Below are 275 nucleotides of genomic sequence, written 5' to 3'. Positions count from 1 at the left end.
CTTGAAGCGCTGGGGTGGACGAATTATCTGCGGGAGCGAGAGGAGCGACGGTTGGTCGGGGTGGGCTGGGAAGCACAGCCGTTTTGAGGGTTGGTTTCAGGGAGGGTGCCAGAGGTGCTCTCCCTTGGGGACCAGGATTTACGAAGGGTTGCGGTCTTTTCCTTCTGTGTTGTGTTTTCGGCCATGGCGAGAAATTTCAGGCAGCTGTCTTTGCTGCCGGTGTCCCCTCGTCCTTTTGTGAAGTGGGCTGGGGGAAAGGGGCAGTTACTTCCAGA

Annotated in this window: 1 protein-coding gene; it reads right to left on the bottom strand. The window is 57.8% G+C overall.

Annotated features, from left to right (window positions below; translation table 11 throughout):
- Positions 1–23: 23 nt before the first annotated feature.
- The coding region (locus QQ91_RS12830; RefSeq protein WP_236096273.1) for a hypothetical protein at positions 24–275 on the bottom strand (252 nt) is incomplete at its 5' end.

The sequence above is a fragment of the Lyngbya confervoides BDU141951 genome (assembly GCF_000817775.3).
Classification (GTDB): domain Bacteria; phylum Cyanobacteriota; class Cyanobacteriia; order Thermosynechococcales; family Thermosynechococcaceae; genus Lyngbya; species Lyngbya confervoides.
The sequence above is the reverse complement of the archived record's forward strand: the minus strand, read 5'-3'. Positions and strand labels throughout refer to the sequence as shown.